Consider the following 12,378-nt stretch of genomic DNA (forward strand, 5'->3'; position numbering starts at 1 on the left):
CAGCACCCGCACGCTGAGGTGTCCCACTCGTCAACCCATGGAGAACATCGATGTCCCCAACCCAGATACTCGCCTCACCACGGGTCGCCCGCGGCGCCCTGTTCGCACTCGCGGGGCTGACCGCGCTATCAGTGGCCGCGTGCGGCTCGCCTACCGATACCCCTGGCGCCTCCACAAAGTCCGCGACCCCGACCACATCTTCGGCCGCACAGCAGGGCCAACACCGCGACAAGGACCAGGTGATGGGACTTATCGCGTCGGTATCGGGCAACACCATTCAGGTGACCAAGAGGGATGGCACCGCGACCGTCGGCTTCAGCCAGTCCACGAAGGTCTCCGAGATCACGGCCGGACAATTGTCGGATGTCACCGCAGGGAGCTGTATTGCCGCGATGGCGCAACAAGACTCGAACCCACCGACCGCCCGGCGCGTGATGATCTGGCCGGCCAACGACGGTAACTGCGCGAAGCAACACCCAAAGGAGCAACAGCAGTCCTCATCCCCCGCCCCAACACCCGGTAAACGCCCCGAGCATCAGGCTGTTCAGGGGACGGTCACCTCAGTCAGTGGGAGCACGATCACCGTAAGCATCACCGATCCCAATGGCGGGGCCGCCACCTCGGCGACGGTGACCGTGAACAACGACACCATGTACGCCAAGCGCGCCCCAGCGGACCAGAGTGCCATCGCCGCGGGCAAGTGCATCGCCGCGCACGGGCCCGATGACGCGTCGGGCACCCTGCAGGCCTCGACGATCACCCTTCGTGCGGCCAAGGACGGTTCCTGCGGGGTACCTGGTGGCCCCGAAGGCCACCACCAGCGCTAGACCGTGAAGCCGAGGGCCCGGAGCTGCTCCCGACCATCGTCGGTGATCTTGTCCGGGCCCCACGGCGGCACCCAGACCCAGTTGATCTTGATCTCCTTGACCAGCCCCGCGCCCACCAGCGCGTTACGCGACTGATCCTCGATGACATCGGTGAGCGGGCATGCCGCCGAGGTGAGCGTCATGTCGATGGTGGCGACCTTGCCGCTGTCCCCCTCTTCGACGTTGAGGCCGTAAACAAGCCCCAGATCGACGACATTGATACCGAGCTCGGGGTCGACAACGTCGCGCATTGCCTCTTCGAGATCTTCGAGAAGCTTCACTTCCGCGGACACTTCGGTCATCGCTTCACCTTCTCCGTTGTGCCGCTGGTCGCGGCGTCTGCCTGGACGAGCGCGTCTTTGAATGCCATCCATCCAAGGAGCGCACACTTCACGCGGGCTGGGTACCGCGAAACCCCAGCGAAGGCAATGCCGTCGCCGATGATGTCTTCGTCGCCGTCGATGGTGCCGCGCGAGGAGATCATCTCGTTGAACGAAGCCACTGTCTTGAGCGCCTCATCCACGGTCAGCCCAATCACCTGATCGGTCAACACCGAGGTCGCGGCCTGGCTGATCGAGCATCCCTGCCCGTCATAGGAGACGTCGGCGATCCTGTTGTCATCCAGGGCGACTCGCAGAGTCACCTCGTCTCCACAAGTCGGGTTGACGTGGTGCACTTCGGCCGCGAACGGCTCACGCAGCCCGCGATGATGCGGACGCTTGTAGTGATCCAGGATGACTTCCTGATACATCTGCTCAAGGCGCATGCTCGGTCAATCCCTCGTCGCCACGCTCGCCCCGACACCGAAGAACTGCTGCGCGCGGCGGACGCCGGCAACCAGTCGATCGACTTCGTCCAGGGTGTTGTAGACCGCGAAGGAGGCACGGGCGCTCGCCGCGATACCGAACCGGCGATGCAGCGGCCAGGCGCAGTGATGCCCGACTCGTACCGCGACCCCCTCGTCATCGAGAACCTGCCCCAGATCGTGCGCGTGGATACCGTCCACCACGAAGGCGACCGCACCCCCACGATCAACGTTCTCGGCGGGACCGATGATGCGGACGCCTTCGATGCTTCCGAGCCCGGCGAGAGCGGCCGACACCAGCTGATGCTCGTGCGCGGCAACTGCTTCCATGCCAATCGCATTCAGGTAGTCAACAGCGGCGCCGAGTCCGACCACCTGGGAGGTCATCGGGACCCCGGCCTCGAATCGCTGGGGCGGCGGCGCGTAGGTGCTGCTCTCCATGGTGACCGTCTCGATCATCGAGCCACCCGTAATGAACGGAGGCATGACCTCCAGCAGTTCGCGGCGGCCGTACAGCACTCCAACCCCCGATGGGCCGAGCATCTTGTGCCCCGAAAAGGCCGCATAGTCGACGCCCAGTTCCCGGAAATTCACCGGCATATGCGGAACCGACTGGCAGGCGTCCAGAACAACAAGGGCGCCAACGGATTTAGCGCGGCGCACCAGCTCGTCGACGGGAGCAACCGCACCGGTCACATTGGACTGGTGGGTGAACGCGACCACCTTGACGGCCTCGGTGAGCTCGAGCGAGTCAAGATCGATGCGGCCGTCGTCGGTGACTCCGTACCAGCGCAGGGTGGCGCCGGTACGGCGGCAGAGCTCTTGCCACGGAACCAGATTCGCGTGATGTTCCAGCTCGGTGATCACTACCTCGTCGCCGGGTCCCACCGCACGGTCGAACCGGTCGTCACCGAGCGTGTACGCCACCAAGTTCAGCGATTCGGTGGCGTTCTTGGTGAAGATGATCTCGCCGTCGTCAACGCCCACAAAACGGGCGATCGCGTGGCGCGCTCCCTCGTAGGCGTCGGTAGCCTCTTCGGCAAGCTGGTGAGCACCGCGATGCACCGCGGCGTTGCGCTCGGTAAGGAAGACCCGCTCGGCATCGAGAACCTGCTTGGGCCGTTGCGAGGTCGCACCGGAATCCAGGTACACCAACGGCTTACCGCCGCGCACCGTCCGGCTCAGGATCGGGAAGTCATCCCTGATCTCCGAGATCCGAGTGATGTCCAGCGGCACAATGGCCGTCACGGTCAGGCTCCCACCGTTTGGGTAAAGCGCACGTAGCCGTTTTCCTCCAGCTCGTCGGCCAGCTCGGGACCGCCCGACTCGACGATGCGCCCGCCAACAAAGACGTGCACAAACTGCGGCTGGATGTAGCGCAGGATCCGGGTGTAATGGGTGATGAGCAGAACGCCGCCATTCTCGCGCTCGGCATACCGATTCACACCTTCGGAGACGATCCGCAGGGCATCGACGTCTAGCCCGGAGTCTGTCTCGTCCAGAATGGCGATCTTCGGCTTGAGCAGGCCCAACTGCAGGATCTCATGGCGCTTCTTCTCGCCGCCCGAGAAGCCCTCGTTGACGCTGCGCTCGGCGAAGGCGGAGTCGATCTCCAACTCCCCCATGGCTTCCTTGACTTCCTTGATCCAGTGCCGCAGCTTCGGAGCCTCGCCGCGGACGGCGGTGGCGGCGGTGCGCAGGAAGTTCGACATCGACACTCCCGGAACCTCGATCGGGTACTGCATGGCCAAGAAGAGACCCGCACGGGCACGCTCGTCCACGGACAGTTCCAGCACGTCCCGCCCGTCGAGAGTGATCGATCCCGAGGTCACCTCGTACTTGGGGTGTCCGGCGATGGCATAGGACAGCGTGGACTTGCCGGAACCGTTGGGGCCCATGACCGCATGGGTCTCCCCCGAGTTCACCGTCAGGTTGACGCCCTTGAGGATCTCGATGGTTTCGCCCTCGTTGGGCGAGATGCTGACGTGCAGGTCCTTGATTTCCAGAGTGGTCATGAGTTGCTTTCTATCTACGAGTTGGTCTGGGCGAGTTCGTTTTCGATGGCCTCGGTAAGGCGATCTCGCACTGACTCGATCCCGATCCGGCCAATGATGTCCTGGAAGAAGCCACGCACCACCAGACGGCGCGCATCCTCCTCGGCAATACCGCGCGAGCGCAGGTAGAACAGCTGCTCGTCATCGAATCGCCCAGTGGCACTCGCGTGCCCGGCCCCGGCAATCTCGCCGGTCTCGATTTCGAGGTTGGGCACCGAGTCGGCCCGAGCGCCGTCGGTGAGGATCAGGTTGCGGTTCAGTTCGAAGGTGTCGGTTCCGGTTGCCTCAGCGCGGATGAGTACATCGCCGATCCAGACGGTGTGCGCGTCTGCTCGACCAGATTCGGGGTCTCCCTGCAGTGCACCCTTGTACGTGACATGCGAACGACAGTTGGGTTGGGCGTGATCGACGAGCAGTCGATGCTCGAAGAACTGACCGTCATCTGCGTAGTAGAGACCCAGCAGCTCGGCGTCGCCTCCCGGCGCCTCGAACCGGACGGTGCCGGTGAGGCGAACCAGATCGCCACCGAGGGTGACTGCGATATGGCGCAACACCGCGTCCTTGCCCAGCTTTGCGTGGTGCGCGCTGACATGCACGGCGTCATCGGCCCAGTCGGCGATCGAGACGACGGTCAGCCGGGACGCGTCCTCCAGCAGGAATTCGACATTCTCAGCGTATGTTCCACTGCCTCGGTAGTCGATGACCACCAGCGACTCGGACAGTTCAGCGGCGCGCACCTGCAGATGCCCATAGGCCACCTCGCCCGCGCCGGGGCCACTCACGGTGATCGAGATCGGGTCCGCGACCACGGCTTGCTTACCTACCGAGACCACAGTGGCGGTCCGGAACGCGGAGTACGCCTGTGCGGCAACGCGATCTGACGGAACCCCGCCCTTACCGAGCCGTTCGTCGCCGCGATCGACCGTCTCGACGGTTACACCGTCGCCGGCGGTAACCCCCACGGACGGATCTGCCGTCGCGACAGCCGATCCGTCGTGCAGCCCGCGCAGGCGGCGCAGCGGGGTGAACCGCCACAGCTCGTCACGGCCACCGGGGACCTCGAAGGCCTCGACGTCGTAGGAGCTGAACAGTTCTCCCTTGTTGGAGCCTTCGACAGCTTGAGTCAACTGCGTCATGACTAACCGACCGCACCTTCCATTTGCAGCTCGATGAGCCGGTTGAGCTCGAGCGCGTACTCCATCGGCAGTTCCTTCGCGATCGGTTCGACGAACCCGCGCACCACCATGGCCATCGCCTCGTCCTCGGTCATACCGCGGCTCATCAGATAGAACAACTGATCGTCACTGACCTTCGAGACGGTCGCCTCATGCCCCATGGTGACGTCGTCTTCGCGGATATCGACGTACGGGTAGGTGTCGCTGCGGCTGATCGAGTCAACAAGCAACGCATCACATTTCACCGTTGAGCGGGAGCCGTGCGCCCCCTTGTTGACCTGGACCAGGCCACGGTAGGAGGCACGACCGCCGCCACGCGCCACCGACTTGGAGACGATGTTGCTCGACGTGTTCGGCGCCAGATGCAGCATCTTGGCACCGGTGTCCTGGTGTTGTCCCTCGCCGGCGAAGGCGACCGACAGCACCTCACCCTTGGCGTGCTCACCGGTCATCCACACGGCCGGGTACTTCATGGTGACCTTGGAGCCGATGTTGCCGTCGACCCATTCCATGGTGGCCCCCGCCTCGGCGCGGGCCCGCTTGGTAACCAGGTTGAACACGTTGTTCGACCAGTTCTGGATCGTCGTGTAGCGGCAGCGCCCGCCCGGCTTGACGATGATTTCCACCACGGCCGAGTGCAACGAATCCGACTTGTAGATCGGTGCGGTACATCCCTCGACGTAGTGCACGTAAGCACCCTCGTCGACGATGATGAGCGTCCGCTCGAACTGGCCCATGTTCTCGGTGTTGATGCGGAAGTAGGCCTGCAGCGGGATATCGACCTTCACGCCCGGCGGCACGTAGATGAACGAACCACCCGACCACACCGCGGTGTTGAGCGCGGAGAACTTGTTGTCCCCGGCCGGGATCACGCTGCCGAAGTACTCCTTGAAGATCTCCGGGTGCTCACGCAGACCCGAGTCGGTGTCCAGGAAGATCACACCCTGGGCCTCGAGGTCCTCGCGGATCGAGTGATAGACGACCTCTGACTCGTACTGCGCGGCAACACCGGACACCAGGCGCTGCTTCTCGGCTTCGGGGATGCCGAGGCGGTCGTAGGTGTTCTTGATGTCGGCGGGCAGATCGTCCCACGTGGCCGCCTGCTTCTCGCTGGACCGCACGAAGTACTTGATGTTGTCGAAGTCGATGCCCTCGAGGTTCGATCCCCAGTTCGGCATCGGCTTCTTGTCGAAGGTGCGCAGCGCCTTCAGGCGGATGTCGAGCATCCACTCGGGCTCGCTCTTCTTCGACGAGATGTCACGCACCACGGCCTCAGACAGACCGCGCTGCGCGCTGGCTCCGGCCGCGTCGGAGTCAGACCAGCCATAGCCGTAGTTGCCCAGTGACGCGATTGTCTCGTCCTGGGTCAGCACCTCACGCTCGAGGGTCATCGTGACTCCTTACTGATCGTTGTATCCGGCGCGGGGCTGGGCGCCGGAGGTGTAGATACGTGCAGGGGAATGTGCGTCGTGCAGGCACAGTCACCGTTGGCGATGGTGGCCAGCCGTTGTACATGTGTTCCCAACAACTCGGCGAAGGCCTGCTGTTCCGCCTCGCAGAGTTCGGGGAACTCCGCGGCCACGTGCGATACCGGACAGTGATGCTGACATATCTGCACGCCGCTCGAGGACGCGCCCGCTCCACCGACCCGCTGGGTGCTGGCCGCATATCCGGCCTTGGTCAGCGCAACGGCCACGTGGTCCACCGCGGCCTCGGTGTCGTTGAACGGCCCACCGGCCGCGACATCGCTCAAGATCGAGTCAATGCGACGCCGCGCGAAGATCCGCACCGCATCGTCGCCACCGATCTCGCGCAGCTGGCGCATGGCGGCAGATGCCAGGTCGTCGTAGGCGTGGTTGAGTTTGGCGCGACCGTCCGCTGTGAGCTGGAACCGCTTAGCCGGGCGCCCCCGGCCGTTGTGCTGCCATGCGGCCGCCGGATTCGAGACGGCATCACCGGCCTCGATCAAGGCGTCGAGGTGGCGGCGCACCCCCTGCGGCGAAAGGCCGAGCTGTTCCCCGATCTCACCCGCGGTGACCGGCCCAGACTCCATGAGTAGCCGCACCACGGCGACACGTGTCTGGCCATCATGGGACACGGCCGGGGCAGCATCCAGCACCTGCGACGTCGCCGCAGCAGACGCCACCGCGGAGGGCTGGCCGAATTTCACAACACCAGTGTGACGCAATTCGGAATGCCACGTCTAGCAAGGGTTACCTATGTTGAGCGCACCCCGCCGGCCGGACAGGCCCTGCCCGACTGGTTCCACGGAGCGGGCATGGCGGGCCGATACGCTGCTGGCGTGTCGGTACGTGGTCAGTGGCTGAGTTCGTCGCTGTCGCATCTGCATGATGACGAACGTTCGTCGGCCCCGCTCACTGAGCGAGAGCTCACAGCCATGAACCGAACTCGCCTGTTCGGCGCCACCGGAACAGCGCTCATGGCCATCGGTGCGCTCGGCGCCGGCGCGCGACCCGTCATCCAAGATCCGATCTTCGGGGTCCGGCTTCTCAACCTGCCGTCGCGCATTCAGACGGTGTCCCTGACGATGACGACCACCGGTGCCGTGATGATGACGTTGGCCTGGCTCATGCTGGGACGCTTCGCCATCGGCAGCCTGCGCAACAAAAACGCCAACGGCGAACGGGGACCGGTCCGCAGGATGTCCCGCGGCCAGCTGGACCGGACCCTGCTGCTGTGGATTTTGCCGCTGCTCGTAGCGCCTCCGATGTACTCCAAGGACGTGTACTCGTATCTGGCGCAGAGCCAGATCGCGCGCCTGGGCAAGGATCCGTACACCGAAGGTCCGGCGGTCGCCCTGGGCCTCGATCACGTGTTCACGCTGTCGGTGCCCAGCATGTGGCGAGAAACACCTGCCCCCTACGGTCCCTTGTTTCTGTGGATCGGCAAGGGCATATCGCGGCTCACCGGTGACGACATTGTCGCCGGAGCCCTGTGTCATCGGCTCGTCGAACTGCTCGGAGTGCTGTTGATCATCTGGGCAACACCACGTTTGGCCCAGCGCTGCGGCGTCGCGGAAGTCAGCGCGCTCTGGCTCGGCGCCGCGAATCCGCTGCTGCTGATGCACCTGGTCGCCGGAATTCACAATGAAGCGCTCATGCTGGGCCTGATGCTGGCCGGCACCGAGCTGGCCATGCGCGGTATCGACTCGACACGTGCCCTCATCGGGGTGCATACCGAATGGGCCACCTGGGTTCCGCTGGGCAACCTCCTGGCCGGGACGGTACTGATCACCGCGTCATCGCAGGTCAAACTCCCTTCCCTGCTGGCCCTGGGCTTTGTCGGCATGGCGCTGGCTCGCCGATGGGGCGGCGGCGTTCGCGGCCTCTTCCAGGCCGGGGCGCTCCTGGGCACTGTGACCGGCGCTTGCACGGTCCTCATCGGATTCGCCAGCGGGCTCGGGTTCGGGTGGATCTACACACTCGGCACCGCGAACGCCGTGCGCAGCTGGATGTCGCCGCCGACCCTCGTCGCCCTGGGCACCGGGCAAGTCGGCATCCTGCTCGGTCTGGGCGATCACACCACCGCGATACTGTCGCTGACCCGCGGAATCGGTATCGGCATCATCGGCATCGCGGTGTCATGGCTGCTGCTGGCCGTGCTGCGTGGACGCCTGCACCCCGTGGGCGGGCTGGGTGTCGCCCTGGGCATCACGGTGCTGCTCTTTCCAGTGGTGCAGCCCTGGTACCTGCTGTGGGCGATCATCCCGCTGGCCGCGTGGGCCACCCGCCCCGCTTTCCGCGGGACCGCCATCGGCATCACCCTGCTCGTAGGCATTTTCGGGCCGACCGCCAACGGCGACAGGTTCGCGCTGTTCCAGATCATCGACGCCACAGTGGCGAGCGCCATCATCGCGCTCCTGCTCATCGCTATCACGCACGACTATCTGCCGTGGCGTCGGCTGCCTAACGGTGACGAAGCCGCGCCGCTTACGCTGACTGACCGTGACGCAACCACCGACAAGGACGGCACCCCCGGTGCGGATGCGGTCGGTGACGAAGCGATACGGGACAACGACAGCACTCCACAACCTCGACCTTGAGGTAGAGCAGGCCCAGGTCTTCGCACTGCTCGGCCCCAACGGCGCCGGAAAAACCACGACCGTCGAATTGTGCGAGGGCTTCTTGCATCCCGACGAGGGCACCGTCGAGGTGCTGGGCATGGATCCGGTCGCGAAGAACTCTGCGGTGCGCGCACGTATCGGTGTGATGCTGCAGGGCGGCGGCGCCTACCCCACCGCACGGGCCAGTGAGATGCTCGGTCTCGTAGCCTCCTATTCCGCCAATCCGCTTGACCCGCAATGGCTTCTGGACACTCTTGGGCTGACAGACGCCGCGCGCACCCCCTACCGGCGCCTGTCTGGAGGGCAGCAGCAGCGCCTCGCGCTGGCATGCGCGCTGGTGGGCCGGCCCGAGCTGGTGTTCCTCGACGAGCCGACGGCCGGTATGGACGCCCATGCCCGGCTGGTGGTGTGGGAACTCATCGATTGCCTGCGGCGCGATGGCGTCTCGGTGGTGCTGACCACGCACCACATGAAGGAGGCCGAGGAGCTTGCCGACCAGCTGATGATCATCGACCACGGCGCGGTGGTGGCCGCCGGTACGCCGTCGGAGTTGATGCAGTCCGGCGCCGAGAACCAGCTACGCTTCTCGGCCCCGCCGCGACTGGACCTGACGCTCCTCACGTCGGCGCTGCCCGAGGGATACAAGGTCGCCGAGGTGACACCGGGCGAGTACCGGGTCGAGGGCGTCGTCGACCCGCAGGTGCTGGCCACCGTCACCGCGTGGTGCGCCCGGATGGATGTGCTGACCACCGACCTACGGGTGGAGAAACGGAGCCTCGAGGACGTATTCCTGGAGCTGACCGGGCGGGAGTTGCGATGAGCGAGATGACCCCACGGTTCGACCCGGGCACCTTCGCCCCAGACCCGCGCCCCAGCGCCGTGCACACCATGCTGTTTGCGCAGTTCTGGCTGGAACTCAAGCTGCTGCTCCGCAACGGCGAACAGCTGCTGCTCACCATGTTCATCCCGATCACCCTGCTCATCGGACTGACGCTGCTGCCGCTGGGCCAGTTCCCCGGCTCGCGTACCGACATTTTCGTGCCCGCCATCATGGCGCTCGCGGTCATCTCCACCGCCTTCACGGGACAGGCCATCGCCGTCGGGTTCGACCGCCGCTATGGTGCGCTGAAACGCCTGGGCGCCACCGCATTACCCGTGTGGGGCATCATCGCAGGCAAGGCACTCGCCGTCGTCACGGTGGTGGTCCTGCAGGCCGCGGTCATCGGCGCCATTGGTGCCACGCTGGGCTGGCGCCCGCATCCGGTCGGACTACTCCTCGGCGCGGTAGTCATCGCTCTCGGCACCGCGACGTTCGCGGCGATGGGACTGCTCCTCGGCGGCACACTGCGCGCGGAAATCGTGCTCGCCCTGGCGAATCTGCTGTGGTTCATCTTCGCCGGGCTCGGGGCGTTGACCCTGGAGGACGGTCGCACCACCGACGCGATCCCCCACGCCGTGGTGCTCTTGGCGCGGCTGTCTCCCTCGGGTGCGCTCTCGGAGGCACTGGCCGCCGCGATGACGCTGTCAGTGGACTGGTTCGCGATCGCCGTGCTCGCGGTGTGGGGCTCACTCGCCGGATACGGTGCGCTGCGCTGGTTCCGATTCACCTGAGCCGATGAGATTGTGGCTTACCACCGGTCTATATCGGTATGTCCCATGCCAAACCCCTGCCCCCGATTGTTTCCCGTAACGAGTGGCTCGAAGCGAGCGCCGAGTTGTTGGTTCACGAGAAGGCCACAACGCGGACCCTCGACAATCTGGCCGCTCGGCGTCGCCGGATGCCGATGGTCGCGATGCCCGGCGGGTACACGTTCACCGGCCCCGGTGGCGAGCTGTCGCTGCCGGATCTGTTCGACGGGCGCGACCAGCTCATCGTGTACCAGTTCATGGACAACGGTGCCGATGACTTCTGCTCCGGGTGCGCCTCGGTATGTGACAACATCGGCAGGCACGAGCATCTGAACGCCCGCGGTACCAGCTTCGCGGTGGTGTCCGACATGCCGTATGCACAAATCAACGCCCTGAAGCACCGCATGCAGTGGTCGTTCCCGTTCGTGTCGTCCCGTGAGACGACATTCGCCGAGGATTGCGGCGCAGGGAGCGGATTCGGCATCAGCGTGTTTCTTCGCGACGGCGACAGTGTGTACCAGACCTACTTCAGTACCGACCGGGGCGGGGACAAGATGCGCCTGGATTTTATGCTGCTCGACCTCACACCCTATGGCCGTCAAGAAGATTGGGAGGACTCACCCGACGGCTGGCCGCAGACGCCGCCGTATCAGTGGTGGCGCTTGCACGACGAGTACTAGCAAAGACCCCGTACGCTCCCCCTATGGCGGATATTGCGGTCGCCCTGGACCGCTTCGTGGCTGCGTTCAACACCAATGATCTGGACCTGGTGATGGAACACTTCGCCGAGGACGCCGAGTACCTGCCGGGCGATGGATCCCGGCATGTCGGCTTGGCCGCCATCCGTCGTGAATTCGAACCGCAGTTCACAGGCGCCTACGGTGCCATGACATTCGACGAGCACGACCGGCTGATCGATCAGTCCGCACGTAAGGCGACGATTCGGTGGACATGCCGTCACGACATCCGCGCACGCCAGTCCCGGAGCCGGCTGCTTGGTGCGGCGACTCACCTGGCGGCCGTTGCCGTCCCGCGTTTCGGATGGGAAGGCTTGGACGTCTTCCACTTCGACGCGGACGGGAAGATCACCGGCAAGTACTCGTACTCCAATTACGTACTACCCAGGATCAGTCGGCGACTCGGCTAGCCGTCGGATCTGCCCGGCGTGCCGATGACTCGCTCTCAGCGAGGAGCCGCCCGCAATGCCCGGTACGCCGCCCGGCCGACGATATCCGCCAGGTCCGTTGCGGACCATCGCGGGTCAGGACCGAGCATCAACCGTATGGCTCCCTCGCTGATTGCCAGGAGTGTCTCAACCAGCGGGGGCATGACGAAATCGACATCGCGGACCTGCCACCGCTGCAGCAGGGGTCGCATGACTTCGCAGATCTGCGCCCGAATCTGCGCCCGGCCCTGCGAAATAGCCTCTGCAAGCACGGGATCTGACTGCGCTGCCGCGATGATCTGCCACGAGGCAGGGCGCGTGGCAACGTCGCCCAACAGAGCTGCGAATCCGTCGACGAACATCTGCTCAACAGAGCCCGTCCGCTGTGGCGGAAGGATGGCACGCAAGCTGGTGAGAGCCAGCCGCGTCTCGCGTTCCAGCAGTTGCGTCAGTACCTCACTTCGCCCGTTGTAGCACGCATACACAACGGGGCGAGTGACGCCCATGCGCGTGGCGATGGCAGCCATCGTCACATTCGCCACGCCCTGTTCAGCGGTGATCTGCAGGGCCGTATCCAGCACCTGCGCCCGCCGCCTCTCC

The 12,378-nt window shown here is 65.0% G+C and carries 14 protein-coding genes; 6 read left to right on the forward strand and 8 right to left on the reverse strand.

The window, feature by feature from the left end:
- The first annotated feature begins 50 nt into the window (after positions 1-50).
- Positions 51-827 (forward strand): DUF5666 domain-containing protein, encoded by a 777-nt coding sequence (locus B4394_RS18265; protein WP_078315887.1) that lies wholly within the window; start codon positions 51-53, stop codon positions 825-827.
- On the opposite strand, the gene B4394_RS18270 is transcribed toward B4394_RS18265, so the two are convergent.
- Genes B4394_RS18270 through B4394_RS18300 form a run of 7 tightly spaced genes read right to left on the reverse strand, consistent with a single transcriptional unit; the run spans position 824 to position 7,070 of the window.
- Positions 824-1,168 (reverse strand): metal-sulfur cluster assembly factor, encoded by a 345-nt coding sequence (locus B4394_RS18270; RefSeq protein WP_078311986.1) that lies wholly within the window; start codon positions 1,166-1,168, stop codon positions 824-826. The two genes, B4394_RS18265 and B4394_RS18270, sit on opposite strands and share 4 nt — an antisense overlap.
- Positions 1,165-1,632 carry a Fe-S cluster assembly sulfur transfer protein SufU gene (gene sufU, locus B4394_RS18275; RefSeq protein ID WP_078311985.1) on the reverse strand — a complete coding sequence of 156 codons (468 nt, stop codon included), beginning with the start codon at positions 1,630-1,632 and terminating at the stop codon, positions 1,165-1,167. Before sufU ends, B4394_RS18270 begins: the two co-directional genes overlap by 4 nt.
- A 6-nt stretch (positions 1,633-1,638) precedes the next feature.
- Complete coding sequence (locus B4394_RS18280) at positions 1,639-2,919, reverse strand: cysteine desulfurase (protein WP_078315888.1); 1,281 nt, start codon at positions 2,917-2,919, stop codon at positions 1,639-1,641.
- Positions 2,920-2,921: 2 nt separating this feature from the next.
- Complete coding sequence (sufC, locus tag B4394_RS18285) at positions 2,922-3,686, reverse strand: Fe-S cluster assembly ATPase SufC (RefSeq protein ID WP_078295660.1); 765 nt, start codon at positions 3,684-3,686, stop codon at positions 2,922-2,924.
- Positions 3,687-3,700: 14 nt separating this feature from the next.
- The gene (gene sufD, locus B4394_RS18290; RefSeq protein ID WP_078311983.1) at positions 3,701-4,861 is read right to left on the reverse strand and encodes a Fe-S cluster assembly protein SufD; all 1,161 of its coding nucleotides are present in this window, start codon (positions 4,859-4,861) and stop codon (positions 3,701-3,703) included.
- 2 nt (positions 4,862-4,863) lie between these two features.
- Positions 4,864-6,291 carry a Fe-S cluster assembly protein SufB gene (sufB, locus tag B4394_RS18295; protein WP_070952566.1) on the reverse strand — a complete coding sequence of 476 codons (1,428 nt, stop codon included), beginning with the start codon at positions 6,289-6,291 and terminating at the stop codon, positions 4,864-4,866.
- On the reverse strand, positions 6,288-7,070 hold the full coding sequence (locus B4394_RS18300; protein WP_078311982.1) for a helix-turn-helix transcriptional regulator: 783 nt from the start codon (positions 7,068-7,070) through the stop codon (positions 6,288-6,290). Before B4394_RS18300 ends, sufB begins: the two co-directional genes overlap by 4 nt.
- 108 nt (positions 7,071-7,178) lie before the next feature.
- On the opposite strand from B4394_RS18300, the gene mptB reads away from it, so the two are divergent.
- The 5 genes from mptB to B4394_RS18325 are packed head-to-tail and all read left to right on the forward strand — an operon-like array spanning position 7,179 to position 11,760.
- Positions 7,179-8,963, forward strand: a complete 1,785-nt coding sequence (mptB, locus tag B4394_RS18305; protein WP_078315889.1) for a polyprenol phosphomannose-dependent alpha 1,6 mannosyltransferase MptB — start codon at positions 7,179-7,181, stop codon at positions 8,961-8,963.
- The gene (locus tag B4394_RS18310) at positions 8,905-9,804 is read left to right on the forward strand and encodes an ABC transporter ATP-binding protein (protein ID WP_078315890.1); all 900 of its coding nucleotides are present in this window, start codon (positions 8,905-8,907) and stop codon (positions 9,802-9,804) included. The genes mptB and B4394_RS18310 overlap by 59 nt, the downstream gene beginning before the upstream one ends.
- Positions 9,801-10,595, forward strand: coding sequence for an ABC transporter permease (locus tag B4394_RS18315; protein WP_170915023.1), 795 nt, complete (start codon positions 9,801-9,803; stop codon positions 10,593-10,595). Before B4394_RS18310 ends, B4394_RS18315 begins: the two co-directional genes overlap by 4 nt.
- Positions 10,596-10,633: 38 nt before the next feature.
- On the forward strand, positions 10,634-11,293 hold the full coding sequence (locus B4394_RS18320) for a DUF899 domain-containing protein (RefSeq protein WP_078315891.1): 660 nt from the start codon (positions 10,634-10,636) through the stop codon (positions 11,291-11,293).
- Positions 11,294-11,316: 23 nt separating this feature from the next.
- The gene (locus tag B4394_RS18325) at positions 11,317-11,760 is read left to right on the forward strand and encodes a YybH family protein (protein WP_078315892.1); all 444 of its coding nucleotides are present in this window, start codon (positions 11,317-11,319) and stop codon (positions 11,758-11,760) included.
- A 35-nt stretch (positions 11,761-11,795) separates the two neighbouring features.
- Here B4394_RS18325 and B4394_RS18330 read toward each other — a convergent pair whose 3' ends face one another.
- Positions 11,796-12,359, reverse strand: a complete 564-nt coding sequence (locus tag B4394_RS18330; RefSeq protein WP_078311972.1) for a TetR/AcrR family transcriptional regulator — start codon at positions 12,357-12,359, stop codon at positions 11,796-11,798.
- Positions 12,360-12,378: the final 19 nt, after the last annotated feature.

Origin of the sequence: Mycobacterium sp. D16Q16 (genome assembly GCF_002013745.1) — a bacterium.
Taxonomy (GTDB): Bacteria; Actinomycetota; Actinomycetes; order Mycobacteriales; family Mycobacteriaceae; genus Mycobacterium.

Coding starts and splice junctions, on each gene's coding strand:
- mptB (WP_078315889.1), top strand. CDS start 7,179: ATGGCGGGCCGATACGCTGCTGGCGTGTCGGTACGTGGTCAGTGGCTG.
- B4394_RS18315 (WP_170915023.1), top strand. CDS start 9,801: ATGAGCGAGATGACCCCACGGTTCGACCCGGGCACCTTCGCCCCAGAC.
- B4394_RS18270 (WP_078311986.1), bottom strand. CDS start 1,168: ATGACCGAAGTGTCCGCGGAAGTGAAGCTTCTCGAAGATCTCGAAGAG.
- B4394_RS18310 (WP_078315890.1), top strand. CDS start 8,905: ATGCGGTCGGTGACGAAGCGATACGGGACAACGACAGCACTCCACAAC.
- B4394_RS18320 (WP_078315891.1), top strand. CDS start 10,634: ATGTCCCATGCCAAACCCCTGCCCCCGATTGTTTCCCGTAACGAGTGG.
- sufB (WP_070952566.1), bottom strand. CDS start 6,291: ATGACCCTCGAGCGTGAGGTGCTGACCCAGGACGAGACAATCGCGTCA.
- sufD (WP_078311983.1), bottom strand. CDS start 4,861: ATGACGCAGTTGACTCAAGCTGTCGAAGGCTCCAACAAGGGAGAACTG.
- B4394_RS18265 (WP_078315887.1), top strand. CDS start 51: ATGTCCCCAACCCAGATACTCGCCTCACCACGGGTCGCCCGCGGCGCC.
- B4394_RS18325 (WP_078315892.1), top strand. CDS start 11,317: ATGGCGGATATTGCGGTCGCCCTGGACCGCTTCGTGGCTGCGTTCAAC.
- sufU (WP_078311985.1), bottom strand. CDS start 1,632: ATGCGCCTTGAGCAGATGTATCAGGAAGTCATCCTGGATCACTACAAG.
- sufC (WP_078295660.1), bottom strand. CDS start 3,686: ATGACCACTCTGGAAATCAAGGACCTGCACGTCAGCATCTCGCCCAAC.